20 protein-coding genes and 1 pseudogene are annotated in these 23424 nt (G+C 72.2%); 9 read left to right on the top strand and 12 right to left on the bottom strand.

Annotated features, from left to right (window positions below):
- Positions 1-77 precede the first annotated feature (77 nt).
- Together E0504_RS41780 and E0504_RS41775 are read left to right on the top strand one after the other, a co-directional pair.
- A complete protein-coding gene (locus E0504_RS41780) occupies positions 78-812 on the top strand; it encodes an HAD hydrolase-like protein (protein ID WP_200835213.1) in 735 nt (244 codons plus the stop codon).
- Positions 813-1075: 263 nt separating this feature from the next.
- A complete protein-coding gene (locus E0504_RS41775; RefSeq protein ID WP_112105466.1) occupies positions 1076-1855 on the top strand; it encodes a FadR/GntR family transcriptional regulator in 780 nt (259 codons plus the stop codon).
- 169 nt (positions 1856-2024) lie between these two features.
- Here the strand turns inward: E0504_RS41775 and E0504_RS41770 are convergent, their stop codons facing one another.
- Positions 2025-3185: an acyl-CoA dehydrogenase family protein gene (locus tag E0504_RS41770; RefSeq protein WP_112105467.1), complete on the bottom strand. Its 1161-nt coding sequence runs from the start codon at positions 3183-3185 to the stop codon at positions 2025-2027.
- Between the two features lie 4 nt (positions 3186-3189).
- Positions 3190-4260, bottom strand: a complete 1071-nt coding sequence (locus tag E0504_RS41765) for an acyl-CoA dehydrogenase family protein (RefSeq protein ID WP_112105468.1) — start codon at positions 4258-4260, stop codon at positions 3190-3192.
- Between the two features lie 231 nt (positions 4261-4491).
- Here E0504_RS41765 and E0504_RS41760 point away from each other — a divergent pair.
- Positions 4492-5951, top strand: a pseudogene (locus tag E0504_RS41760) (aldehyde dehydrogenase family protein).
- Positions 5952-6029: 78 nt separating this feature from the next.
- Here E0504_RS41760 and E0504_RS41755 read toward each other — a convergent pair.
- A complete protein-coding gene (locus tag E0504_RS41755; RefSeq protein ID WP_112105469.1) occupies positions 6030-7214 on the bottom strand; it encodes an amidohydrolase family protein in 1185 nt (394 codons plus the stop codon).
- A 407-nt stretch (positions 7215-7621) separates the two neighbouring features.
- On the opposite strand from E0504_RS41755, the gene E0504_RS41750 reads away from it, so the two are divergent.
- Positions 7622-8707 (top strand): dihydrodipicolinate reductase, encoded by a 1086-nt coding sequence (locus E0504_RS41750; RefSeq protein WP_243657861.1) that lies wholly within the window; start codon positions 7622-7624, stop codon positions 8705-8707.
- Positions 8708-8757: 50 nt separating this feature from the next.
- Here E0504_RS41750 and E0504_RS41745 read toward each other — a convergent pair whose 3' ends face one another.
- From E0504_RS41745 to E0504_RS41735, 3 genes are all read right to left on the bottom strand, one after another.
- Positions 8758-10215, bottom strand: a complete 1458-nt coding sequence (locus E0504_RS41745) for an aldehyde dehydrogenase (protein ID WP_131627125.1) — start codon at positions 10213-10215, stop codon at positions 8758-8760.
- Positions 10212-11729 carry an acyl-CoA synthetase gene (locus tag E0504_RS41740; RefSeq protein ID WP_165938785.1) on the bottom strand — a complete coding sequence of 506 codons (1518 nt, stop codon included), beginning with the start codon at positions 11727-11729 and terminating at the stop codon, positions 10212-10214. The genes E0504_RS41745 and E0504_RS41740 overlap by 4 nt, the downstream gene beginning before the upstream one ends.
- Before the next feature lie 92 nt (positions 11730-11821).
- Positions 11822-12922, bottom strand: coding sequence for an NAD(P)-dependent alcohol dehydrogenase (locus tag E0504_RS41735; protein ID WP_112105471.1), 1101 nt, complete (start codon positions 12920-12922; stop codon positions 11822-11824).
- Positions 12923-13356: 434 nt separating this feature from the next.
- Here E0504_RS41735 and E0504_RS41730 point away from each other — a divergent pair, with 434 nt between their 5' ends.
- From E0504_RS41730 to E0504_RS50870, 3 genes are read left to right on the top strand one after another with little or no spacing between them, the layout of a single operon-like run.
- Entirely contained in the window at positions 13357-14517 is a 1161-nt protein-coding gene (locus E0504_RS41730; protein WP_112105490.1) for an acyl-CoA dehydrogenase family protein, read from the top strand.
- Positions 14517-15791 carry an acyl-CoA dehydrogenase family protein gene (locus E0504_RS41725; RefSeq protein WP_131627123.1) on the top strand — a complete coding sequence of 425 codons (1275 nt, stop codon included), beginning with the start codon at positions 14517-14519 and terminating at the stop codon, positions 15789-15791. The genes E0504_RS41730 and E0504_RS41725 overlap by 1 nt, the downstream gene beginning before the upstream one ends.
- Positions 15792-15834: 43 nt before the next feature.
- A complete protein-coding gene (locus E0504_RS50870) occupies positions 15835-15993 on the top strand; it encodes a hypothetical protein (protein ID WP_160144243.1) in 159 nt (52 codons plus the stop codon).
- A gap of 169 nt (positions 15994-16162) precedes the next feature.
- Here E0504_RS50870 and E0504_RS41720 read toward each other — a convergent pair whose 3' ends face one another.
- Positions 16163-16378, bottom strand: coding sequence for a hypothetical protein (locus tag E0504_RS41720; RefSeq protein ID WP_112105491.1), 216 nt, complete (start codon positions 16376-16378; stop codon positions 16163-16165).
- Between the two features lie 78 nt (positions 16379-16456).
- On the opposite strand from E0504_RS41720, the gene E0504_RS41715 reads away from it, so the two are divergent.
- Together E0504_RS41715 and E0504_RS41710 are read left to right on the top strand one after the other, a co-directional pair.
- The gene (locus E0504_RS41715; protein WP_131627121.1) at positions 16457-16693 is read left to right on the top strand and encodes a hypothetical protein; all 237 of its coding nucleotides are present in this window, start codon (positions 16457-16459) and stop codon (positions 16691-16693) included.
- 208 nt (positions 16694-16901) lie between these two features.
- A complete protein-coding gene (locus E0504_RS41710) occupies positions 16902-17204 on the top strand; it encodes a DUF1905 domain-containing protein (protein ID WP_112105492.1) in 303 nt (100 codons plus the stop codon).
- A 427-nt stretch (positions 17205-17631) separates the two neighbouring features.
- Here E0504_RS41710 and E0504_RS41700 read toward each other — a convergent pair whose 3' ends face one another.
- The 5 genes from E0504_RS41700 to E0504_RS41680 are packed head-to-tail and all read right to left on the bottom strand — an operon-like array spanning position 17632 to position 23401.
- A complete protein-coding gene (locus E0504_RS41700; RefSeq protein ID WP_112105493.1) occupies positions 17632-18429 on the bottom strand; it encodes an amidohydrolase family protein in 798 nt (265 codons plus the stop codon).
- A 29-nt stretch (positions 18430-18458) separates the two neighbouring features.
- A complete protein-coding gene (locus E0504_RS41695; protein ID WP_235013799.1) occupies positions 18459-20225 on the bottom strand; it encodes a class I adenylate-forming enzyme family protein in 1767 nt (588 codons plus the stop codon).
- Positions 20212-21876 carry a class I adenylate-forming enzyme family protein gene (locus E0504_RS41690; protein ID WP_131627119.1) on the bottom strand — a complete coding sequence of 555 codons (1665 nt, stop codon included), beginning with the start codon at positions 21874-21876 and terminating at the stop codon, positions 20212-20214. Before E0504_RS41690 ends, E0504_RS41695 begins: the two co-directional genes overlap by 14 nt.
- Complete coding sequence (locus tag E0504_RS41685) at positions 21873-22565, bottom strand: hypothetical protein (protein WP_112105495.1); 693 nt, start codon at positions 22563-22565, stop codon at positions 21873-21875. The genes E0504_RS41690 and E0504_RS41685 overlap by 4 nt, the downstream gene beginning before the upstream one ends.
- The gene (locus tag E0504_RS41680) at positions 22562-23401 is read right to left on the bottom strand and encodes an enoyl-CoA hydratase/isomerase family protein (protein ID WP_071065687.1); all 840 of its coding nucleotides are present in this window, start codon (positions 23399-23401) and stop codon (positions 22562-22564) included. Before E0504_RS41680 ends, E0504_RS41685 begins: the two co-directional genes overlap by 4 nt.
- Between the last annotated feature and the right edge of the window lie 23 nt (positions 23402-23424).

The following is a 23424-nucleotide window of genomic DNA, read 5'->3' as shown; positions in this document are numbered from 1 at the left end:
ATCCCAGCAACCACCGAGTGGCCGAACGTCCCTGGGTATCGGCGCACCGGATGATGCCGCCGTGGAATCATCGCAGGGTGGCCACGCCGTCGCTCGTCCTGTGGGACATCGACCGGACTCTGCTCACCGTCGGCCCGCTCGGCCGGGAGATCCACGCCGCCGCCTTCGAGGCTGTTGTCGGCCGTCCGCTCGGCGAACGGGCGGACACGACCGGCCGCACCGAGCGCGCGATCCTCCGCGACACTCTGCGGCTCAACGGCGTCGCCGTGGACGAGGCGGTTCTCAGCGCCCTCTACACGGCGATGGGGCTGGCCGCGGAGCGGCTCGAGGCACGCATGCGACAGATCGGCGAGCCGATGCCCGGCGCTCGGGCGGCCGTCGCGAGCCTCGCCGACCACGCGGGCCTGCCGAGCGGGACCGTCGTGCAGTCAGTGGTGACCGGCAACCTCCGTTCCGTAGCGGCGGCGAAGCTCCGCGCCCTCGGCCTGACGGAGCACCTCGACCTCACCATCGGCGGCTACGGGGATGACGACGGCGACCGGGCCGTGCTTGTCCGGCAGGCGGTCAAACGGGCCGAGGCCGCCTACGACCTCACCTTCGAGCCGGCCCGCACCGTCGTCATCGGCGACACCCCGCACGACGTGAAGGGCGCCCGCGACGCCGGCGTCCGGGCCGTCGGCGTCGCCACCGGCGCCACCACCGCCGCCGCTCTGGCCGCCGTCGGCGCCGACGCCGTCCTGGCCGACCTGACCGACCTCGACGCCCTGCACAGCGCCGTCCTCGGCGTCGGCCCGGCGGAACGCCGCGCATGACCGTCGACGTCCACACCGTTGGTGTCCAGGTAGCGGCCGGTCTCAACGGGGTCCCGAGGTCCGTGCTTACGGCCTCGGGCCGGGTCGCACCCGGCTGTCAACTCCGTATCGTCTGGCCCCGGTAAGCTGGGTCAACCGCAAAAACTGGTCCACCGAGCGGTGTCGAGTCATAGCGGGCCGTCGAGGCATAACAGCGGGTGCACCACCCTGCACATCAGGTCCATGTCGGCTACCGGAAGCGGCCGAGGGAGAGAAGGTCGATCATGGTGGCCGAGTCGAGAAAAACACGGAATCGCGACCGGGCGACGCTGCGCGAAAAGCCCCAGCGCATTGCCGACGAGCTTCGACAGCTCATCGTCCAGGGCGATCTTTCGGAGGGAGAATCGCTCGGCCACGAGCCGGACCTGGTGGAACGCTTCGGGGTCTCCCGCCCATCCCTGCGCGAAGCACTGCGCATACTCGAGACCGAGGGGCTGATCTCGGTCAAACGCGGTGTCCTCGGCGGAATCGTCGCCCATCGGCCCGACCAGCGGATGACGGCGCGCACCGCGGCCCTCGTGCTCCAGGCCCGCAACGTGCCGCTCGCGGACGTCCACGCTGCCCGTAGCCTGCTCGAACCGGTCGCCGCACGGCTTGTCGCCACGTCCCGGGGTCGTCTCGCGGCGGCCAACGAACTACGGCGGCTCACCGCCGAGCAGCTCGAGGTGATCGACGACCCCGAGGCGTTCGGGAACGCCAACTCGCGTTTTCACGCCCGACTCGTCGAACTGGCCGGAAACCAGACCCTGGGCATTGTCGCGGAAATGCTCAACGAAATTGTCGGCCGAGCCGTCGCCGCGGTCAGCCAACCCGAGGACGGAAAAGACACCACGGACACCCGGCTACGTGGGCTGCGTTCCCAGGCCCGACTGGCAGCCCTAATCGAGGCGGGCGACGCCGCCGGCGCGGAAGAACACTGGAAAGAACACATGACGACGGTGGGAAAGGTGCTGCTTGCCCAGGGCGCAAAATCAGTCATCGACCTGATGCAACATCAGTACTGATATTCGTCCGCACGCAGCGGCTGGTTACCGGCCCAGCGGACCTTCATCTTGTCCAGCAGCATCAGGATCGGCAGGCCGGACTCGCTGAACGCATGACCGTGACCGTGGTCTCCCCCGCCGCCCGGCCACTGCCGTCGCCGAGATCGACACCTCGTGGGCGCGGCGTCTGTCAGCCGGACGGGTGCCGGCTCCGGGGCAGGCGGCAGGCCTGCGCAGCGATGATGTTGCGCTGGATCTCGCTGGTGCCCGCGTAGATCGCCGTGCCGAGCGAGAACCGCAGGGCGTGCTCGATGCGGCCGTCGGCGAGCGCCGTGGGATCGAGCCGGCTACGCAGGGCGTCCGGCCCGACCAGCTCGGTCAGGTCCTCGGCGGCGTCAACCAGGGATTCGGTGCTGAACAGCTTCGACATGGGGCCCTCGGCCACCGGGACCTGCCCGGTGGCGCTCATCCAGGTGGTGCGCAGCTCCAGCAGCCGGGCGACCTCGAGCGCGGTCGCCCAGCGACCGAGCCGCGCCTGCACATCGGGCTCGTCCAGCCGCCCGCTGGCGCGTGCCCACTCCTCCACCGCCCCGAGCAGGCGGTCCAGGTGCGGGCTGAACGCGGCGGAGTGCTCGTCCTGGAGCGCGAGCATCAGCGCCCGCCACCCGCCGTCGACCTGGCCGATACGCCAGCGGTCCTCGACCGCCACCCCGCTGAGGAACACGATGTTCGTCCGCTCCCCGGAGAGGGTGTACACGGCCTGTACATCGATGCCGGGCTGGTCGAGCCGCACCAGGAACAAGGTGAGGCCGGCGTGCCTCGGGCCGTCGGGACGGGTGCGGGTGAGCAGGAAGATGTAGTCGGTGACGTGACCGTTGGTCGTGAACATCTTCTGGCCGTCCACGATCCAGCGGTCGCCGTCGCGGCGGGCCCGGGTACGCACACCGGCGACGTCGGAGCCCGCCTCGGGTTCGGTCATGCCCAGCGCGATGGTGAGCTCACCGCGCAGGAACCGCGGGAGGATCTCGGCCCTGAGCTCCGCCGAGCCGACCACCCGGATGACGTTGGCGACCATCTCCGTGGTGGCGACGGCGTAGATCGGCGCCTCCGCCCTCGTCAGCTCCTCCTCGAGGACGTGAACCTCGTAGGGGTTCAGCCGCCGGTGGCCGTCGTCACGCTCCCAGCCCGGACCGACCCAGCCGCGCTCGGCCAGCCGCCGGGCGAAGGTCGCGTCGTGTGACACGCCGCTGCGGTACACCCGCTCGTCGAGTTCGGGCGTCAGCTCCCGCGCGAGGAACTCCTGTACCTCGGTACGGAACGCCGACACGGATTCGTCCAGTTCGAAATCCACGCGCTCAGACCTCCGTGTCGCCGCCGTACCGGGCCCGGGCCGCCCGCCGATAGGCGTCCCGCGGCTCGCCCCACACACGCGCCCAGCCCCTCGCCCGCCGGTAGTACAGCTGGAGGTCGTACTCGAACATGAAGCCGTAGCCGCCGTGAAAGTGGACGGCGTCGTAGGTCACCTGCCGGGCGGTCTCCGCCGCGAAGGCGAAGGCCATCGCGGCCAGCTCGCGGGCGCGAGGCGATCCCCGCCCCGGCTCCGCGGCCGCCCTGACCGCCAGCAACCGGGCGCCGTCCAGGGCCGTCGCGCCGTTCGCCAACGGATGCGACACTGCCTGGTTGGCACCGATCGGCATGTCCCACGCCCGCCGCTCCCGCGCGTACTCGCAGGTGGCCCGGTGCGCCGCCGCGGCCACCCCGACGAGCCCGCCGGCGGTCAGCACCAGCCAGTCGTCGAGCGCGGCCTCGAAGGCGGCAACCGCCGCCGGGCCGCGCACGAGCTCGACCGCATCGGCGTCCAGGGTGACGTCCGCGAGCGGGGCGGAGGCGAGGTTGGCGACGGCGCGGCGCGTCCCGTCGCGCAGCGGCACGAGCAGCAGCCGCTCGCCGTCGAGGACGATGGTGTCGTCGGCGACCGCCGCCGCCGGCACGAGTGACGCCGTGCCGCCGTGCGCCGGGCGCACGGCCAGCGTCACCAGCCGCTCCCCGCGCAGGGCGGTCGTCAGCGCGGTACGCGCCGCGTCGGTGTCGACGTCGCTGGCGTCGACGGCGCCGGCCAGGCCGACGCCGGCCAGAACAGCGAGCAGCGAGGCTGCGGCCTGCGTCTCGACGACGGGCGCCGGCGCGACCGCGGCTCCGACCTGCTCGGCCACCAGGACGAGGTCGAGAAGCGCCGCTCCCCAGCCACCGTGCTCCTCCGGGACGGCCATCTCGACCACTCCGACGTCGCGCAGCACCGCCCAGAGCACCGGATCGAAGCCCACCGGCTCGGCGGCCCGCACCCGTTCCGGCGGGGCATGCTTCGCGAGCAGCTCGGCGAACGAGGCGACGAGCGCCCGCTGTTCCGCACTGAGCTTCAGGTCCATGGCTTCAGGTCCATGGCAGCACGATCCGCACAGTCAGAGGCTACCAAAACATATACATTTTTTCCAGGCGGTGCGATCCCGACTCGGCGACGGAGCAGGCCGGCCGCCACAGAAACCTGGTGAGCGGACGCCGTCCACCCAACCCTCTGCCACCGCATATATATAGATCTATTGGCTTCGATGCGGTAACGTCGGCCGCCAGTCCACGACGTCAGCTTCCCTGGAGGACTGATGCCCGAGCACCGCATGCTGATCGACGGCAGCCTCGTCGAGGCCACGAGCGGCCGCGTCTTCGACAACGTCAACCCGGCCACCGAGGAGGTGCTCGGCACCACGGCCGACGGTTCCCCCGCCGACATGGCGCGGGCCGTCGCCGCGGCCCGCGCCGCGTTCGACCAGACCGCGTGGTCCCGTGACCACGCCGGCCGCCACGCCGCTCTGCTGCAACTGCAGGCGGCCCTTGAGCGCGAGGCCGAGGACCTGCGCGCCGAGCTCGTCGCCGAGGTCGGATGCCCCGTGATCACGACCTACGGGCCGCAGCTCGACGCCCCGCTGCGTGAGGCGTTGCGCTGGCCGGCGGAGATGATCGAGTCGTTCCCCTGGTCGCGCACGCTCCCCCCGAAGGACGCCTTCGGGTTCGGGTTCCCGTCCGCCCGCGAGGTCTGGAAGGAGCCCCTCGGCGTGGTCGGCGTGATCGTGCCGTGGAACTTCCCGTTCGAGATCGCGCTCAACAAGCTCGGGCCCGTCCTCGCCATGGGTAACACCTGCGTACTCAAGCCGGCGCCGGACACCCCCTGGAACGCCACCCGCATCGGCCGGCTGATCGCCGAGCACACCGACATCCCACCGGGCGTCGTGAACATCGTTCCGTCCTCCGACCACCTCGTCGGCGAGGTCCTGTCCACCTCCCCTCTCGTCGACATGGTCGCCTTCACCGTTCGACGGCGACCGGGCGCCGCGTCATGGCCGCGGCCGCCGGCACGGTGAAGCCCACCTTCCTCGAGCTGGGCGGCAAGTCGGTCAATCTCGTCCTCGCCGACGCCGACCTCGCCAAGGCCGTACCGCCCGCCGCGATGGTCTGCATGCACGGCGGTCAGGGCTGCGCGATGCCGACCCGGCTGCTGGTCCCGAACTCGCGCTACGACGAGGCGGTCGAACTGGCCCGGGCGGCGTTCGAGGACGTCCGGTACGGCGACCCGACCGATCCGTCCGTGCTGCAGGGTCCGCAGGTCTCGAAGCGGCAGCAGGAGCGGGTCCTGGGCTACATCGAGAAGGGCCGCCGGGAGGGTGCGCGCGTCGTGGTGGGCGGCGGCGTGCCGTCGGACCTCACCCGCGGGTACTTCGTGGAGCCGACGCTGTTCGCCGACGTCGAGCCCGGGATGACGATCGCGCAGGAGGAGATCTTCGGGCCGGTCCTCGTGGTGATCGGCTTCGAGGACGACGAGGACGCGATCCGCATCGCCAACGACTCCCCGTACGGGCTGTCCGGGGTGATCACGTCGGGTGGCCTGGACCGGGCCAAGGCGGTGGCACGCCGGATCCGCACCGGGACGCTCGGCATCAACGGCGGCCTGTGGTACGGCGCCGACGCCCCGTTCGGCGGCTACAAACAGTCCGGTGTCGGACGTCAGTGCGGCATCGAGGGCCTGGAGATCTTCACCGAGACCAAGACGGTGGCGTGGCCCGCCTGACCAACCTCGCCACCGGTCGCCCGGGCGGCGACTCGGCCAGGGCACCGGGGTGACCGCGCTGCCCGAGCGACCGCGCCGTCAGAGCGGCGCGGAGCCGAGGAGCTCGATCGCGTTGTCCCGCATGATCCTGCGCACCTCGGCCCCGCTGAAGCCGTCGAGCTCCTTGAGGAAGTCCAGGGGCTGCTCGAGCCCCTCGCCGTGCGGCCAGTCGGAGCCGAACAGCACGCGCTCGACCCCGATGAGCTCGGCCAGCACCGGCAGGTCCTCCTCGTAGTACGGGGTCACCCAGACACTGCGGCGGATCGCCTCGAGGGGCTCCTCCGGGAAGTCCCACGGCGTCTGGTTCGCCTGCTTCCGCAACCGCCTGACCAGCAGCGACACCCAGTCAGAGCCGTTCTCGACACTCGCGACGCGCAGGGTCGGATGGCGGTGGAGGACCCCGTCGACGACCAGGGAGGCGACGGTGTCGTGGATGGCCCGGTCGGAGACGAGGATCTTGCTCAGCGTGTTGACCCTGCCGTAGCCCTCGAAGTTGGCGGACCCTCCCCACATGGCGGTGAAGGCGTTGTAGCCGCTGTCCCCGAGATGGAAGGCCACCGGGATCGAGGCCTCCGCCAGCCTGGCCCAGACCGGGTCGTGCGCGCGGTCACCCAGCGACCGCGACGTGCCGTGCCGGCCCGGCACCGGCGCGGGCCGGATGTGCACGATGCGGGCGCCACGTTCGACGAGGCTGTCAAGCTCGGCCAGCGCCGCCTCCGGATCGGCCAGCGAAAGCATGGGCGCCGACACGAGACGGCCGCGGTGGACGAAGCCCCAGTCCTCCTCGAGCCACCGGTTGAACGCCGACAGGCTCGCCATCGTCGCGTCCACGTCGTGCTTCAGCGCCTCCTCGACGCCGCAGCCCAGGGTCGGGAACAGCAGGACGGCGTCGAGGCCCTGGCTCTCCGCCACCGCGACGCGCTCATCACGGCCCTGGTACTCCCCCTTGAGCGGCTCGACCCGCATCAGCGTTCTCGGGTCGACCCCCTCGGGCACCTGGCCACGGAACAGCGGGTCGAGGCAGCCGGGCACGACGATCGGGTTGAACGTCGGGTTCGGGATGAACCGATTGACCCGCCCACCGATGAGGATGTGCGTCCGCCTACCTTCGGTGACGACCCGGACGCCCCGGGTCTTGAACCGGGGGTCGAGGTGCCGGGTGAACGCGTCGATCGACTCGTAGTAGTGGTTGTCGGCGTCGATCGCTCCGAAGTCGAGCTCCATCGCGCGTCCTCTCCGTTTCGGCCCCCGCGGACTCCTCGGTCACCCGGAGTCTAGGCGATAATATCTAAACTTTTCCAGTCGCATTCGGAGGCATCCGGTTCGCCACGGCGACCCGCGCCACCATCGCCGGAACTCCGCCGGCCACGCACAGCCGGACGGTGCCCGCCATCCACCGGCCCCACCGCGATCCGGTCCGCGCCGATCCGGCCACCCCATTGCGTTCACGTTAACCTCTAGATATCTTGCGTACCCGCGGCCAGGTAACGGGCCTTGGCGGCAATCGCGGACACGACTCATCCGGTCGTCCGGGCGAGAGCGACGACGCGGACTCCCGCACACCGACGGCCCCGGCGCGGCCGTCGCGGTCGGCGCCCCGGCCAGGGTCAGATCCACAACGGGACCGGGAGGTGGCTGTGCTTCGAGTGATCCAGTGGGGGACGGGAAACGTGGGCCGGCACGCGGTCGCGGCCCTCTGCCGGCATCCCGAGCTCAAGCTGGTGGGCGCGCTGGTCTACAGCGACGCGAAGGCCGGCCGGGACGTCGGCGAGATCTGCGGCGTCGGCGACCTCGGGGTGCCGGCGACCCGGGACCGGGACGAGATCGTCGCCCTCGACGCCGACTGCGTCCTGTACATGGCACAGGGCGAGATGAACCCGGCCGGAGCCCTCGACGACATCTGCCGGCTGCTCGCGGCGGGCAAGAACGTGGTGTCGACGGCGGTGACGGCGCACATCTACCCGCGCAGCGCGGGCCGCCGCGTCGTCGAACGGCTCGAGGCCGCCTGCGCCGAGGGCGGGACGTCCTTCCACGGCACCGGCATCGAACCCGGCTGGGCAGCCGAGGTGCTGCCCCTCACCATGTCCCCGCTGTTCCGGCGGATCGACTCCCTGCTCGTCCAGGAGCTGCTCGACTACTCCACCTACGACAGCGCCGACATGCTCTTCGACATTATGGGCTTCGGGCGGGCACCCGGCGCCGCCGTACCGATGTCCGACCCGGTGTTGGCCGGAGGCGTCTTCCGGGCACCGATCATGATGGTCGCCGACGGCCTCGGGGCCACTATCGACGACCTCGTCTACGACCGGGCGGTGGCCGTCACCGACACGGCGTTCGACATCAGTGCCGGTCGCATCGAGGCCGGAACCGTCTCGGCGCAGCGGTTCTCCTGCACCGCCGTCATCGGGGGCCGCCGGGCGCTGACCATCGAGCACGTCACCCGCGTCGGACACGGGCAGGCACCGGACTGGCCCACCGGCCGGGGCTGGCGGGTCACCGTCGAGGGCCAGCCGTCGATGGTGCTCGAGTCCAGGATCGCCGTCCACGGCGAGGACGAGAACGACCAGGGCTGTCTCGGCACGGCGATGCACGCCGTGCACGCGATCGGGCCGGTCTGCCGGGCGGAGCCCGGGATACGCACCTTCCTCGACCTCCCGATCATCAACGGCCGGCATGTGTTCGGGGCGGGCCTCGCCGCGGGCGGCCCACCGCGATGAGCAGCCCCGCCAGGACGGACGAAGGCCGGGAGCCGGCCCGGTAGGTGGAGTCAACCGAAGGGCAGGACGACCGTCCTGGTCTCGGTGTAGGCCTCGACGCCCTCGGGGCCCATCTCCCGGCCGATCCCGGACTGCTTGAACCCGCCGAACGGGCTGCGCGGCTCGACGATCGCGATCGAGTTGACCGCGCAGGTGCCGGTCCGGATCCGGCTGGCCAGCGCGACGCCGCGGGCGGTGTCGGCGGTCCACACCGAGCCCGACAGACCGTACTCGGAGTCGTTGGCGATCGCCGCCGCCTCGTCCTCGCCCTCGCCCTCGTACCGGATCACCGTCACCACCGGCCCGAAGATCTCCTCCCGGGCGATCCGGCTGGCGTTGTCGACGTCGGCGAACAGCGTCGGCTCGACGTAGAAGCCGGGGTCGAGGCCGGCGGGGCGGCCGCCGCCGACCACCAGCCGGGCGTCACCGGCCCGGCCGTCGGCGATGTAGCCCTCGACCCGGTCCCGCTGGCGGGCGGAGACGACCGGGCCGACGTCGGTGCCGGGGTCGCGCGGGTCACCGACGACCAGCGCCCGCACGTGGTCGGCGAGCGCGTCGACGACCTCGTCGTAGCGCGCGGCCGGGGCCAGCACGCGGCTCTGCGCGGCGCAGACCTGACCGTTGTTCTGCAGCGCGGAGTCGAGCAGCTGTGGGACGACGGTCGCCAGGTCGGCGTCGTCGAGAATGATGCCGGCCGACTTGCCGCCGAGCTCCAGCGTGCACCGCTTCACGAGCTCCCCGCAGGTGGCCCCGACCGTCCGGCCGGCCGCGCTGCTCCCCGTGAACGACACCTTGTCGACACCCGGGTGGGCGACCAGGTACCGACCGAGGTCGGCACCGCCGGGCAGCACGCTCACCACACCCGCCGGGATGCCGGCGTCGAGGAGCACCTCGGCGAGCAGGAACGAGCTCAGCGGCGCCTCCGGGGCCGGCTTCAGGATGATCGGGGCGCCGGCCGCCAGCGCCGCGCCGAGCTTCATGCACGAGATGAAGATCGGTACGTTCCACGGCACGATCCCGGCCGCCACCCCGACCGGCACCTTCTGCACCAGGCAGGGCCCCATCACGCCGGCCCGCTCCTCGGTGAAGGCGAACCGCTCGGCGACGTCCGCGAAGCCGTCCAGGATGAGCGCGGGGCTGATGGCCTGGCCGAAGATCGAGAACTTCGCCGGCGCGCCCATCTCGTCGGTGACCAGCCCGGCCAGCTCCTCGGCCCGGGCCTGCAGCCCGCCGGACACCTTGCGGATCAGGCCGGCGCGTTCGCCGCCGGTGGTCGCCGCCCAGTCGCCATCCGCCAGGACGGCCCGTGCCGCGGTGACGGCCGCGTCGACGTCAGCCTGGCCGGCCTCCGGGACGGTGGCCACGAGGCGCTGGTCGTGCGGCGAGCGGACCTCGATCAGGCCGGGCGAGGCGGGCTCGCGCCAGCGGCCGCCGACGAGCAGCCGGTCGCGTTCGATCACAGTGGTCACGCGGTAACCTCCGGGGGTAACAGGCGCCGCGCGACCTTGCCGGTCAGCAGGCGCGGCAGCTCGGCCAGGAACACGACCGAGCGGGGACACTTGTAGTGGGCGACGCGGTCCCGGGCGAACGCGATGAGCTCCGCCTCGAGCACAGCGGTGTCGGCGGGGGGCTCCGCCGGCTGGACGACCGCGCGCACCGACTCGCCCATCTCGGCGTCCGGCACGCCGATCACGACGACATCCGTGACGGCGGGGTGGAGGATCAGCACGTCCTCGACCTCGCGTGGGTAGATGTTCACGCCACCCGAGATGATCATGTTCGACACCCGGTCGGCGAGGTAGAGGTAGCCGTCCTCGTCCACCCAGCCGACCTCGCCGAAGGTGCCCCACCCGCGTTCGTCGAACGCGCCGGCCGTCCGCTCCGGGTCACCGTGGTACGCGAACGGCCGAGCCACCTCGAAGTACACCCGGCCCTCGGTGCGCGGCGGCACCTCGTTGCCGTCCCCGTCGACGATGTGCACCGGGGCCAGCAGCGACCTGCCGACCGAGCCCGGGTGGGCGAGCCACTCCTCGGGACCGATGGCGCAGAACCCGACTCCCTCGCTGCCGGAGTAGTACTCGTACACGACCGGCCCGAGCCAGTCCAGGACGGCCCGCTTGACCTCGGGCGGGCAGGGCGCCGCGGCGTGCACGAGCGTCCGCAGGCTGGACAGGTCGAACCGGGCCCGGTCCGCCGCGGGCAGCTTCAGCAGCCGGACGAGGTGCGTCGGTACCACCTGACTCAAGGTCACCCGGTGCCGCTCGACGAGCCGGAGGAACTCGAGCGCGTCGAACCGCTCGGTGGCGATGACCGTGCCGCCGATCCGGTGGACCGCGGTCGCCCAGGCCAGCGGCGCGGCATGGTAGAGCGGCGCCGGGCTCAGGTAACGCGTCGACTCGTCGGCGCCGTACAGGAACCTGACCATCCCGGTGAACTGGTCGCCCGCGCCGACCGGGCCACCGACACTCGCCGGTGTGATCCCCTTGGGCCGGCCGGTGGTGCCCGACGAGTAGAACATCCAGTTGCCCTCGCACTCGTCGTCGACCGGCGACGCCGGTTGGGCGCCGGTGACCTCCTCGTACGAGTCGAACCCTTCGACCGGCCCGCCGACGGCGAGCCGCACCTTCAGCGCCGGGGCGTCGATCCCGGCGGCCACGTCGGCCCGGGGCGCGGACACGACCAGCGCGGCGGCACCGCAGTCGGAGACGATGTACCCGGCCTCGGCGGCCGACAGATGCCAGTTGATCGGAGTCACCAGGAGGCCGGCGCGCAGTGCCGCCCAGACCACCTCGAAGTACTCCGTCCGGTTCTCCATCAGTACGGCGAGGTGGCTGCCGACGCCGAGCCCGGACGACCTCAGCGCCTGCGCCACCTGGTTGGATCGCCGCTCCAGCTCCCCGTACGACAACACCCGATCGCCGATGATCACAGCTGGCCGGTCCGGCGCGGACGCCGCGAACCGCTTCGGATGCTCGATGTCCATGCACACTCCTCCGGTGCGGACTCCCTCAGCGCGGACCGCCTCGGTCCGGGCCACCTCGGTGCGGACTCGCCCGCGCCGCTGCCGTCGACGGATCAGGCCTGCCCGGACGGGAGCAGGACCGGCTTGACGACCTTGCCCGACCGCGAGGCCTCCTCCGCGGTGTTGATCGCCTCGAGCGGGTAGGTCTCGATCAGCCGGTCGAACGGGAAGCGGCCCGCCCGCCACAGTTCGATGAGCCGCGGGATCACGATCTGCGGGTCGGCGCCGCCCTCGAGGATGCTCGACACCGTTTTGCCGAGGAGCGCCACCGGGCCGAAGGTGATCGGCTCGGTCTGGATGCCCACCAGCCCGCAGTGCCCGCCCATCCGCAGCGCGCCGACGGCGGTCGCGATGACCGCGACGTTTCCGGTGGTGTCGAAGCCGAACCGGGCCCCGCCCCCCGTCAGTTCCTGGATCCGGGGGATGAGATCCGTGCCGGCGCCGTCCAGCACATGGGTGGCACCGAGCTCGGTGGCGAGCTCCAGCCGGTGCCGGTGGAGGTCGACCGCGATGATCGGGCCCGCGCCGGCCACCCGCGCCGCCATGATCGCCGCGAGGCCCACCGCGCCGGCGCCGAACACGGCGATGCTGTCCCCCTCCCCCACGTTCAGGTCGACGAGCACGGAACCGGCGCCGGCGAGGATGCCGCAGCCCAGCGGGCCCAGCTTCGCCAGCGGCAGGTCCCGGTCCACCACGACGACGCCGCGCTCCGCGGCGACGCAGTGGGTCGCGAACGAGGACTGGCCGAACCAGCGCGAGGCGATCTCGCCCCCGTCGGCGTCGCGGACACCGGTGGTGCCGTCGAGGCGGCGGCCGAAGAAATTGCGGAACAGGAACAGATCGCAGTAGGGCGGGGCGCCCCGGCGGCAGCTCGGGCACTCGCCGCAGGAGTCGAACGAAAGCACCACGTGGTCACCGACCGACACCCGCGCCACGCCCTCGCCGACAGCCTCGACCACGCCGGCGCCCTCGTGCCCGGTGATGATCGGCGGCGGCGCCGGCGCCCCGTCCTGGCGCGGCACGACGTCGGTATGGCACATGCCGGCGCTCACCACGCGGACCAGCACCTCGCCGGGTCCGGGCGGATCGAGCTCGACCTCCTCGAGCACGTAGGGCCCGTCCGCCTGCCGGAGCACCGCCGCAGTCGCCTTCATCCCGCGCTCTCCCAGTTCCAGTCGTCCGCTCGTCGGCCTGCCGGCGCGTCTCCGGCACGCGGGCCGTTCACCCGGAACCCTAAGTCATAGATCTAGATGTTTCAATATCACCAGAAGTAGGAAGATGCGGCGGCCGCCGGCGCGGACGCACCACCGGACGCTCCCGGCCTGTCCGCGCCCACAGCCCGTCCGGCCGCCGGGGACGCCCGCGGCGCGACGGGGACGCCCGCGGCGCGACGGGGAGACCGCCGCACCAGGCGGCCCGCGGCGGCCCGCGCCCGCGACTCCCCGGTCCGGATTACATGTAGACCTTTTACCGCCTGCGGGCGTAGGCTGCGCCCACTGGACACCCAGCGGCCCCACCGCCCGTCAGCCCCGCGGTGCAGCACCGCCACGGCGACGGCGCCGACCTCGGGCACCGCCCCAGGAGGACGATGTTCACCCAGACCGCGGACCAGGATCTGCTCGGGAACACGACGGCGCAGTACCTGGAGGCGAGATACCCCCCGTCCCGCGTGCGCGAGCTGGCGCGGCAGGACGAGACATTCGACGGCACCCTGTGGAAGCAGGGTGCCGAGTTCGGCTGGACGACGCCACTGGTCCCGGAGCACGCCGGCGGTGGTTCCGTCAGCGGGAACGGGCTGGCCGACCTGCTGGCGGTCACCTTCCAGTTCGGCCGGCACGCCGCGCCGGGGCCACTGATCGGGACGAACGTCGTCGCGGCGGCGCTGGGCCGGTGGGGCTCGGCGGAGCTGCACGCCGGCCCGCTGGCGAAGCTGCTCGACGGAGGCGCCACCGCCGCCTGGGGGCACTCGCCGCGGACCGGAGGGCGCGCGGGCGCGCAGGTTCGGTCCGCCCGCTCGGGCGACCGGGTCGTCCTGGACGGCACGGTCCCCTGCATCGAGCGGGGAGGTCCGAACGGCTACCTCCTCGTCGCCGCCACCGGTCCGGACAACGCCACCGGCGACGGCGCGCGGTCGCACTTCCTCGTCCCGCTCGGCGCTCCCGGCGTGGAGACGACCCCGCTCGACAGCATCGACCTGACCCGCCGCTACCAGGCGGTGACGCTGCGGGCGGTGACCGTGCCGGTGACCGCCCGGGTCGGCGAGCCGGGCACCGCCGACGCCCACGACGCCGCGCTGCTCGACATCAGCGCCGTGCTGCAGGCCGGTGAGATCGTCGGGGCGACGCACCGCGCGTTCGAGCTGACCCTGCGATGGACCAACGACCGCTACTCCTTCGGCCGGCCGCTGGGGTCGTACCAGGAGATCAAGCACCGGATGGCCGACCTGCGCACCCAGCTGGAGGCGAGCGCGGCGGTCACCGAGAAGGCGGCGCGCCTGGTCGGCACCGGCCGTGCCGACGCCCGCACGTGGGCCAGCACGGCCAAGGCCTACGTCGGGCGGGTCGGCCCCGAGGCGATCCAGGACTGCGTCCAGCTGCACGGCGGGATCGGCGTCACCTACGAACACGACCTGCACCTTTACCTGCGCCGAGCTCTGGTCGACGCTCAGCTGTTCGGCACGCCGGCCTACTTCACCGAACGGCTCGTGCGCCTCGTCGAGGCCGCCGTGGCAGACGGAGGACGAGCGTAATGATCACAGTCGAGGAGTTCACCGCGCGCGCCCGAAGCTGGCTCGCCGAGAACATGCCACCCGCCGATCCGGACACCACCGAATTCTTCCTGACGGCGACCCAGCGCCCCGAGGCCGAGGAGCTGGCCCGCGTCGCCACCTGCCGCGAGTTGCAGCGCCGGCTGTTCGACGGCGGGTTCGCCGGCATCTGCGTGCCGGCGGAGTACGGCGGGCAGGGGCTGACACCGATGCACCAGGCCGCCTTCAACCGGGAGATCCGCGGCTACGACTACCCGGCGGAGATCCAGGCGTCGACGTTCATCCCGTGCATGGCCGTGTTGCTGGAGTTCGGCACCCACGAACAGAAGCTGCGCCACATCCCGGCGATGCTGCGCGGCGAGGAGATCTGGGTCCAGCTCCTGTCGGAGCCGGGGGGCGGGTCCGACGCCGCCGGCGCGGTCACCACCGCGACCCGCGACGGCGACCGGTGGATCCTCAACGGATCGAAGATCTGGACCACCTCCGCCTGGTACGGCGACTGGGCGCTGTGCCTGGCCCGCACGAACTGGGACGTCGGGAAACACATCGGGCTGACCGTGTTCAGCCTGCCGGTCAGCGCCCCGGGCGTCGACACCCACCGGATCGAGCTGGTCAACGGCTCGAAGGAGTTCTGCCAGGAGTACCTGACCGACGTCGTCGTACCCGACCACGACCGCGTCGGCGACGTCGACGCCGGCTGGGGCGTCGTCACCCGCTGGCTCCACCACGAGCGGACCATCTCCGGGGGCTCGCCCTACGTCACCGGCAGCGGCAACCGCCCGAACGACGGCCCCTACGAGCCCCGGATGATGCTCGAGACCGCCCGGCGCCTCGGCACGATCGACGACAGCCGCACCCGGGACCTCATCGGCGAGGGGCAGACACTCGCCCTCGTCACCAGGGCCCTCGTCGAGTCGGTCACCCGCAAGATGGCCACCGGCGCCCTGCCGCACCACGCCGCCGCCATGTGCCGGTTGTTCAGCGGCACCGCGACCAGCCGCCGCGCGGCGATAGCGACGGAGCTGTGCGGTGACACCGGGGTGGTCTGGGCACCACACGACGAGACCTCCGCCCAGGTCGCGCGCGGCTACCTGGCCAGCCAGGCGGCCTGTATCGGCGGCGGCACGACCGAGATGGCCCGCAATGTGATCAGCGAACGGCTGCTCGGCATGCCCCGCGAGCACCGCGCCGACACCGGCCCCTTCCGGGACGTCCCGCGCGGGCCACAGGCGAGCGGCGGACGGAGCAGTACCTGATCCAGCTGTGGCCTGCCTGCGTCCTCCACGAGTTCACCTGGGGGTGCCGCAACCGAGAGACCGGTTCGTCGAGGGCCACGTCCCCGTGGCGGGCAACGGTCCCGACACCGACTCCTGGAGCCACATCGAGAAGCACGGCAGCCAGGGCGGCATCATCCTCACCCATCCCGAGTCCGGGCTGCTACAAGGCGCCGAGGGCTAACTACGACGCATAGCCTGCCGCCGGGGCCTCGACGCGGACTTCACGCAACGACTCCAGGCAGCTCTCGACGCATGGGACGCCTACTCCCCTGCCTGACCCGGTAGAGGCGTGACCTTGTAGCTCGTCGCGGTCACGTACTCGTCCGCCGGCGTCGCAGAACCGGACCGCTTCACTGGCCCGGCCGGAGTGGTGCCGCGGCTGCCGTCTGCGGGCCGGTGTGCGGCACCAGCCAACGTGGGTCGACCTGTGCCCGTCCGGGCTCGGGCATCATGTCCGCGGCCCTGCTCGCGATGGCCTCGACCAGCCGGATCGCCTGAAGGACAGACAGATTCAGAACGATCTCGGCGCCGGCGTCCGCCTGCAACCGCACCGATACGTCCGCCATCGTCACATGCCCTTCGTCGCGAATCTGATCGCCCCCTGTACCGAGGGGGTCATGCTGACGCTACGTGGGAAGCCCCCGATGACGTCGGGAAAGGTGGCCAGCGGCACTACCGCGGTCGTGGGACAGGCCGGCACGACGAGCCCACTGACACCGGCAGCAGTATGCCTCTCACGCGCCGAAGTCACCGCCACAGGACTGGGCCTCAACCATCCGTCGTCGGTCACCGCCAGCCGGCCGGTGCTCGCCGTCGAGCACCTGGACCACGGAGCGTCCGGGCGGCTGCCGAACTGCGCTCGCTGGCGATATGGCGGGTAGTGGCACCGGGGCAGGGAGGTAGCGGCCGCTACCCCTGTCCGCTACCCACCGTGGGCGGTCCATGCCGGGTGGAGGCGTCGGGGTAGCAGGAACGGCACTGGCGGCTATGCCGGTCGATCCGGGCCCAGTGCGGGCCGGGCTGGGGCGAGCGTCCAAATCGCGACGTCCCACCCCAGGAACTGTCGGCCCCATGTGCGACGCTGAGTTCGTGGTCGTCGTTTTCGAGGGTGAGCTGTGGATTTGGGAGACCCGGCGCGCTGACAGCTGGACGTTCGTCAGCTTGCCCCCCGAGGCATCCGAAGAGATTCGCGACCGGACTGGCGGACAGCGCCGTGGCTTCGGGTCGCTGCGGGTGCGGGTCACGGTCGGCGGCAGCACGTGGACGACCTCGATCTTTCCCGACAGCGGGCGTGGCAGCTATGCGTTGCCCATCAAGCGCGCTGTTCGCGAGGCTGAGGCCCTGGACGCGGGTGGCATCGCGGCCGTGACCGTTGAACTCATCGATCTTTGATCGTCCCCGGCAGGGGCCGCACCTTGGACGGATCATGAATGCGGGTATGCGCCACGCGCCCCCGGATTCATGATCCAGTGGATGCACCCGCGCGTCGCGGAACCCCTGGACGAGCTTGTCGGCCCGGAACCGGGCGAGCACCGCCGGGTCCCAGCCGTTGACCCGCACCAGGATGTCGCCGGAGCCGAGCAGGTAGGTGGCCAGCCGGCCCACGGCCCGGCGCTCCGGTGTTCCGGCGCGATGTGGTCGCCGACGGTGACGAGGACCGACCAGATCCGGATGCCGTGCGGGTCCCGGACGGCTGTCCCGCAGCGGCCCGGCCATGTCCTTGAGCTGGGCGCCGGTGACCGGGCTGAGCCCGACCCAGGTCCAGAACTGGTCGAAGCCGAACTCGGTGAGCTGGTCGGTCGTCATGGGGATGGTCTCCCTACCGGCCCGGCTTGCGCTCCGCGAAGAAGAAGGACTGGGCGTTGTCGTGGAGCCAGGCCTGGCGGACCTCGTCGGTCAGGTCGAGGTTGGCGACCTCTCCGGTGCACCGGGACATGGACAGGACCGGGTGGTCCGAGGCGAAGATGATCCGGTCGCGGCCCCGGGTCGACAGGTAGTGCAGCAGCGACGCCGGCAGCCGCCTGGGAGACCACGCCGACGTCATCAGCCGCAGATTGCGATATTTGATCATCATTCGGATCGCGGTGTCCCACCACGGATCAGCCCCGTGGATCATGCACAGCCGCAGCTCCGGGAACCGGATACAGACCCGGTCGAGATGTATCGGGTTCTGCGGCTCCGCGGGGATCGGCGGCCCCGGGATACCCGTGTTGACGCACAACGGCAGGTCGAGCTCGCAGCACTTGGTGTAGAGCGGGTAGTAGACCGCGTCGCTGGGCGGGTACATCCCGTCCCCCCAGAAGCTCGGCCCGACCGTGGCGTACACGACCGGGTAGTCCCGGACGAACGACTCCAGCGCGCGCAGCGCGCTCATCGGACGCAGCAGGTTGAAACCGCCGATCCCGAGCGCGAAACGGTCCGGACGCTCCTCGGCGTAGCGCCGCGCCCGGTCGTCCTTCCGCCCCGCCTTGGAGATCAGGATCGCCCGCTCGACACCGGCCGCGTCCATCGCGTCGACCAGCTCGGGAAGCTCCGGGCTGCGCAGGAAGTCCGCCCCGCCCTTGAAGTAGTCCTCCTTCACCCGGATCATCCAGTCCGGCGGCGCGCTGTCCCCCATGTCCACGTTGACCAGGCAGTCGATGGCCTTCACCTTGACCTCACCTTCCGGGAACCCGCGGTGCCCTCCTCGACGAGGAGGCGGCGGAGCGCGTCGATGTCGACCTTTCCGCTGGCCAGCCGCGGCACCCGGTGGGGGGCGCGGACGATCAGCCAGCGGGTCGGGATCTTGAAGCTGCTCAGGTTGGCCCGGGCCTGCTCGGCCAGCTCGTCCGGGTCGTCGAGTGAGCTGGCGACGACCACCGCCGCGACCTCCCGCGCCCCCACGGCCCCGGCGGCGCCCGCGGCTCCCGGTCCGGTGGAGACGTCCGTGACTTGGGCGGCAGTGACGTCGGTGACGTAGGCGTCGGTGACGCCGGGCAGCGCACGCAGCGCCGCCTCGACCTCCATCGGGTAGACCGTCGCGCCCCGGACCTTGAACATGTCGTCGAGGCGGCCTCTATACCAGAGGTAGCCGTCGGTGTCGAGCAGGCCGCGGTCCGCGGTGGGGTAGAACCCGTCGGCGTCGAACACGTCCGCGCGGTGCCGGCCGGCGATGCCGCGCATGACGTTCGGCCCACGCAGCCGGATCTCGCCCTCGGTACCGGGCGGGAGGACGGTTCCGGTCTCCGGGTCGGCGATCCGCACCTCGACACCGGTGAACGGCCGGCCACAGCTGCCGTGCTTGCCGGCGGGCAGGTCGGTGTCGAGCCGGGAACCGCAGTACGGCCCGAAGGTCTCGGTCATCCCGAACAGGTTCGCCCGGGCGCCCGGCCCCGGCCGCGCCGCCGGTGGCAGCACCGCGCCGAGGCTCGCGGGCCGCAGCGTCGACAGGTCGGTGGTGGCGAACGCCGGATGCGCGGCGAGCCGTGCTGCCTGGTCGGGCCAGCCGCGGAACAGCGTCACCCGTTCGCGCTCCAGGAACCGCAGCGTGCGGGCCGGTTCCGGCACGGCCTCGGTGAGCAGGGTGGCGCCGGCGACGAGCGCCGAGAGCAGTCCGCCGCCGAACCCACCGGTCCAGAAGAACGGCATCGGGATGTAGAGCCGTTCGCCCCGCCCGATGCGGCGGCTGTCCAGGCTGGACGCGACGGCCCGCAGCCCGTTGCCATGGGTGTGGAGCACCCCCTTCGGGGTGTCGCGGCTGCCCGAGGTGAACAGCACGGCCAGGTCGTCGGCCGGGCGGACGGCCCGGCCGAGCGCCTCGACGAGCGCCTCGACGAGCGGCGCCGGTGCGGCGCCGGCGGGCAGCTCGTCCGAGGTCCACTCGTCCGAGGTCCAGATCCGGCGCAGTGACGGGAGATCCGGGTGCGGGCGGCCGCGCCGGGCATGCTCGGTCAGCCCGGGCGCCGCCGACGCCAGTTCGTCGAGGTGGTCGCGGCCGCGCAGCCGCGGCACCACGACCAGCTGGGTGACGGCGGCGGCGCGAAGCTGGGCGAGCAGCTCCGGCGGCCGCAGCAGGGTGCTCAGCGGGACGAGCACGGCACCGACGCGCATCACCGCCAGCGCGGCGGTCGCCCACCCGATGCCGTTCGGCATCACCAGCCCGACCCTGCTGCCTTTGGTGACGCCGGCGCCGACCAGCCGCCCGGCCAGGGTCCGGCTCGCGTCGTCGAGCTCGGCGAAGGTGATCTCCTCGTCGTCGCTGACGAACGCCTGGACCGCGCCGTCGAGGCGCCGCCGGGTCGCGAGCAGCGCCGGGATGGTCAGCTGGCCCGGCAGCACCGGCGCATGGGGCAGCACCGCCTCCTCAGGCGTCGCTTCGGGCAGCACCGCCTCTTCAGACAGCGCGGGGTCGGGCAGGGAGTCATCCGGCGGCACGGAGCAGCTCCTTGAGCGCGGTCATGTCGATCTTGCCGCTGGACATCGTCGGCACCTCGTCGTCGGCGATCGGCACGATGCGCCGGGGGACCTTGTACGCGGAGAGGCGTTCGGTCAGCCGGCGGCGCAGCCCGTCGGGGTCGACGGTCCGCCCGGGGGGCACCCGGACCGCCGCGGCGACGATCTCGCCGCGGGCCGCGTCCGGCAGGCCGACGACGTGCGCGGTCAGCGCGGCGACGTCCCGGATGGCGGCCTCGACCTCGAGCGGCGAGACGTTGGCGCCGGCCGTCTTGATGACGTCGCCACCCCGGCCCTTGAAGTAGAAGAACCCCTCGTCGTCGACGACGAACAGGTCACCGGAGTGGTACCAGCCGTCGGCGTCGAACGCCTCGTGGCGTTCCCGCCCGTAGTAGCCCTCCATCAGGAACGGGCCCCGCAGCCACAGCTCCCCCACCTCGCCCGCGCCGAGCACCCGCCCGTCCTCGGGATCGACGATCCGGGCCTCGAAACCCGGCGCCGGACGTCCGAACGAGCCGCGCCGGTGTTCGGGCTGGTCGCCCTCGTCCTCGCTGACCAGGCACACACTGCCGGTCTCGGTCATGCCGAGCATCTGGTGGCGCAGCTGCGGGTCGGCCGGCCGGACGTCGCTCGGCATGAGCGCGTACAGGTTCCCGCGCCGGATCGAGGAGAGGTCACGGCGGGCGAACGTCGGGTCGGCGGGCAGGCGCGCCACCGACTGCGCGTAGCCGTTGACCATCGTCGGGCGCTCGCGCTCGAGCACGTCGAGCACACCGGCGGCGCTCGGCGCGTTGGAGCACACCAGCCGGCCGCCGGCGAGCAGCGTGCCGAGCAGCGCGTAGGCGAACCCCCCGATCCAGAAGAACGGCGAGTTCGAGAACAGCACGTCGTCGGCGGTGTAGCGGCGGATCTCGTTCAGGTTCGCGAGGTGGCGGATCAGCGCGCCATGGGTGTGGATCACACCCTTCGGCACACTCGTCGACCCCGACGTATGCACGATCACGAGCCGGTCACTCGCGTGCACCGCGTCCTCGGCCGCGCGGGCGACGTCCTCGCCCACCTCGGTGCCCCGGGTCAGCAGGGCGTGCACCTCCCAGGCGGGACCGGCACCGCCCCCGCCGTCGGTTGCCATCCCGGGCTCGGCATCCGCCGTCGAGCCGACGAAGACGTGCCGAAGCACCGGCATGGACGGGGCGAGCAGGGGTGGTGCCGCGGCCTCACCGAACTCGGGGACGGCGTCCCGCAGCGCCGCGACGTAGTCGTGGGAGCGGTGGGAACGCGCGCTCAGCAGCACCCCGACGTCGGCGTTGCGCAGCAGGGTCCGCAGCTCGGCGCCGGTGGAGAAGGTGCTCAGCGGCACGCTCACCGCGCCGATCCGCGCGACGGCGAGCCAGCCGACGACGAACTCGCTCCCGTTCGGGTACAGGAGCCCGATGTGCGTGCCGCGGCCGGCACCCACCGCCAGCAGGCCGCGGGCGAGCGCCCTTGACCGCCGGTCGGCGTCGGCGTAGGTGAGCACGTCCTCGTCGCAGGCGAGCAGGACCCGCGGGCCGTACCGGTCGGCCTGCCGGCGCAGCAGCGCCGGGACGGTCAGCGGCGTCCCGTCCCCGGCGTCGACGGTCGTGGCGATCATGACTGCGCCCTCCGCGGTGAGACGTCCGGCAGCCGGGCCCGGTCGCCCTTGACCGCGTCCAGCTCCGCCTCGCACAGCACGACGTCACCAGCGGGGTCACCGGCGGGGTCACCGGCCAGCAGCCGGCCGGTGGTCCTGATCCGCGGCCCGTCGGCCGACCGGGCCAGCACGAAGCGCAGATCGGTGCGCAGCGGGACGGGCCGCCGGTAGCGCAGCGCGAGCCCCGCCGTCTTCCCGGCCAGGCCGAGGTCGCAGTTGTGGTGCTGGATCACCGCGTCGAAGAACAGCGCGAGGAAACCGCCGTGGACCAGGCCCGGCGGGCCCTCGTAGGCGATCGGGAAGTTGACCGTGCCCTCGGCACGGTCGCCGTCGACGGCGATCTCGTAACCGGGGAAGCAGGGATTGAACGCGCCGATGTGGCGGGAGTGGTCCAGGTAGACGCGGCCGTCGCCGTCCGCCGCCGGGCCGACGCGGGGCGCCGGGTCGGCCGGGACGCGCCGGCCCAGCAGCCGCTGCGCCACGTCGAGGGCGGCGAGCAGGGCGTCCACCGCCGGGTCGGGATACTCGAGCGCGAGCAGTAGACCGATGACCTGCCGTAACCGCTCCGCCGCCTCGACGGTCTCCGGGAGCGGCTCAACGCCGAACGTCCAGGGCGAGGGCGGGGCCGGGGCCGGGGTCAGGTCGGTCACCGCAACCTCCACGGCCGCCCGGCCGTCGGGTTCCCGTCCGGCGTCCCGCCCGTCCCGCCCGTGCCACCCGCGGGCGACTCCTTGGCATCCGCCTCCGCCTCGGCCATCCCGATCGGGTTGCCGAGCCGGGTGTAGATCAGCGACTGCTCCATCGCCGCGCGGTACGGCCGGTCCAGCGACTCCCAGATGGCGCGCACGGTTCCCTGCGTGGCGGCCGACGGCTTGCGCGCGATCCCCGCCGCGATCTCGTGGGCACGCTCCCAGAGCCGCGCGCGGTCCACGACCTCGGTCACCAGGCCGATGCGCAGCGCGGTCTGGGCCGAGACCCGCTCGTCGTTGCCCGACAACGCGATCCGCAGCGTCTCCCCCAGCCCGATCTTCCGCATCAGCCCGATCGGTTCCACCGCGCACACCCGACCGTAGGTGACATGCGAGTCGAAGAACGTGGCGTCCGACGAGCAGATCACCACATCGGCCTCGTTCAGGAAGTAGAACGCACCAGCGGTGCAGATGCCCTGAACCGCGCACACCACGGGCTTCCAGCACTTCTGCCACTTCGGGCTGAGCAGCTCGCCCGGGTCCTCGTGGTTCCACACGTCCTCGGGCTGGCCGAACGGCTTCTTCACGTCCAGCCCGGCGCAGAACGCCCGGTCCCCGGCCGCCCGCAGCACCACCGCATGCACCTCCGGGTTCAGTTTCACCCGTTGCCAGACGTCGCGGATCTCCCCGCACATCCGCCGGTCGAAGGCGTTCAGCGCCTCGGGCCGGTCCAGAGTGATCGTCGCGACCCGGTCAGGCCCCGTCTCGTACCGGATGGTCGAGTAGGTCGACGTCATGTGTCCCGCCACTCCGCCTTGTC

The organism is Parafrankia sp. BMG5.11, assembly GCF_004337455.1.
Note: the sequence above shows the minus strand (reverse complement) of the source record. Positions and strands in the feature narration are given on the sequence as shown.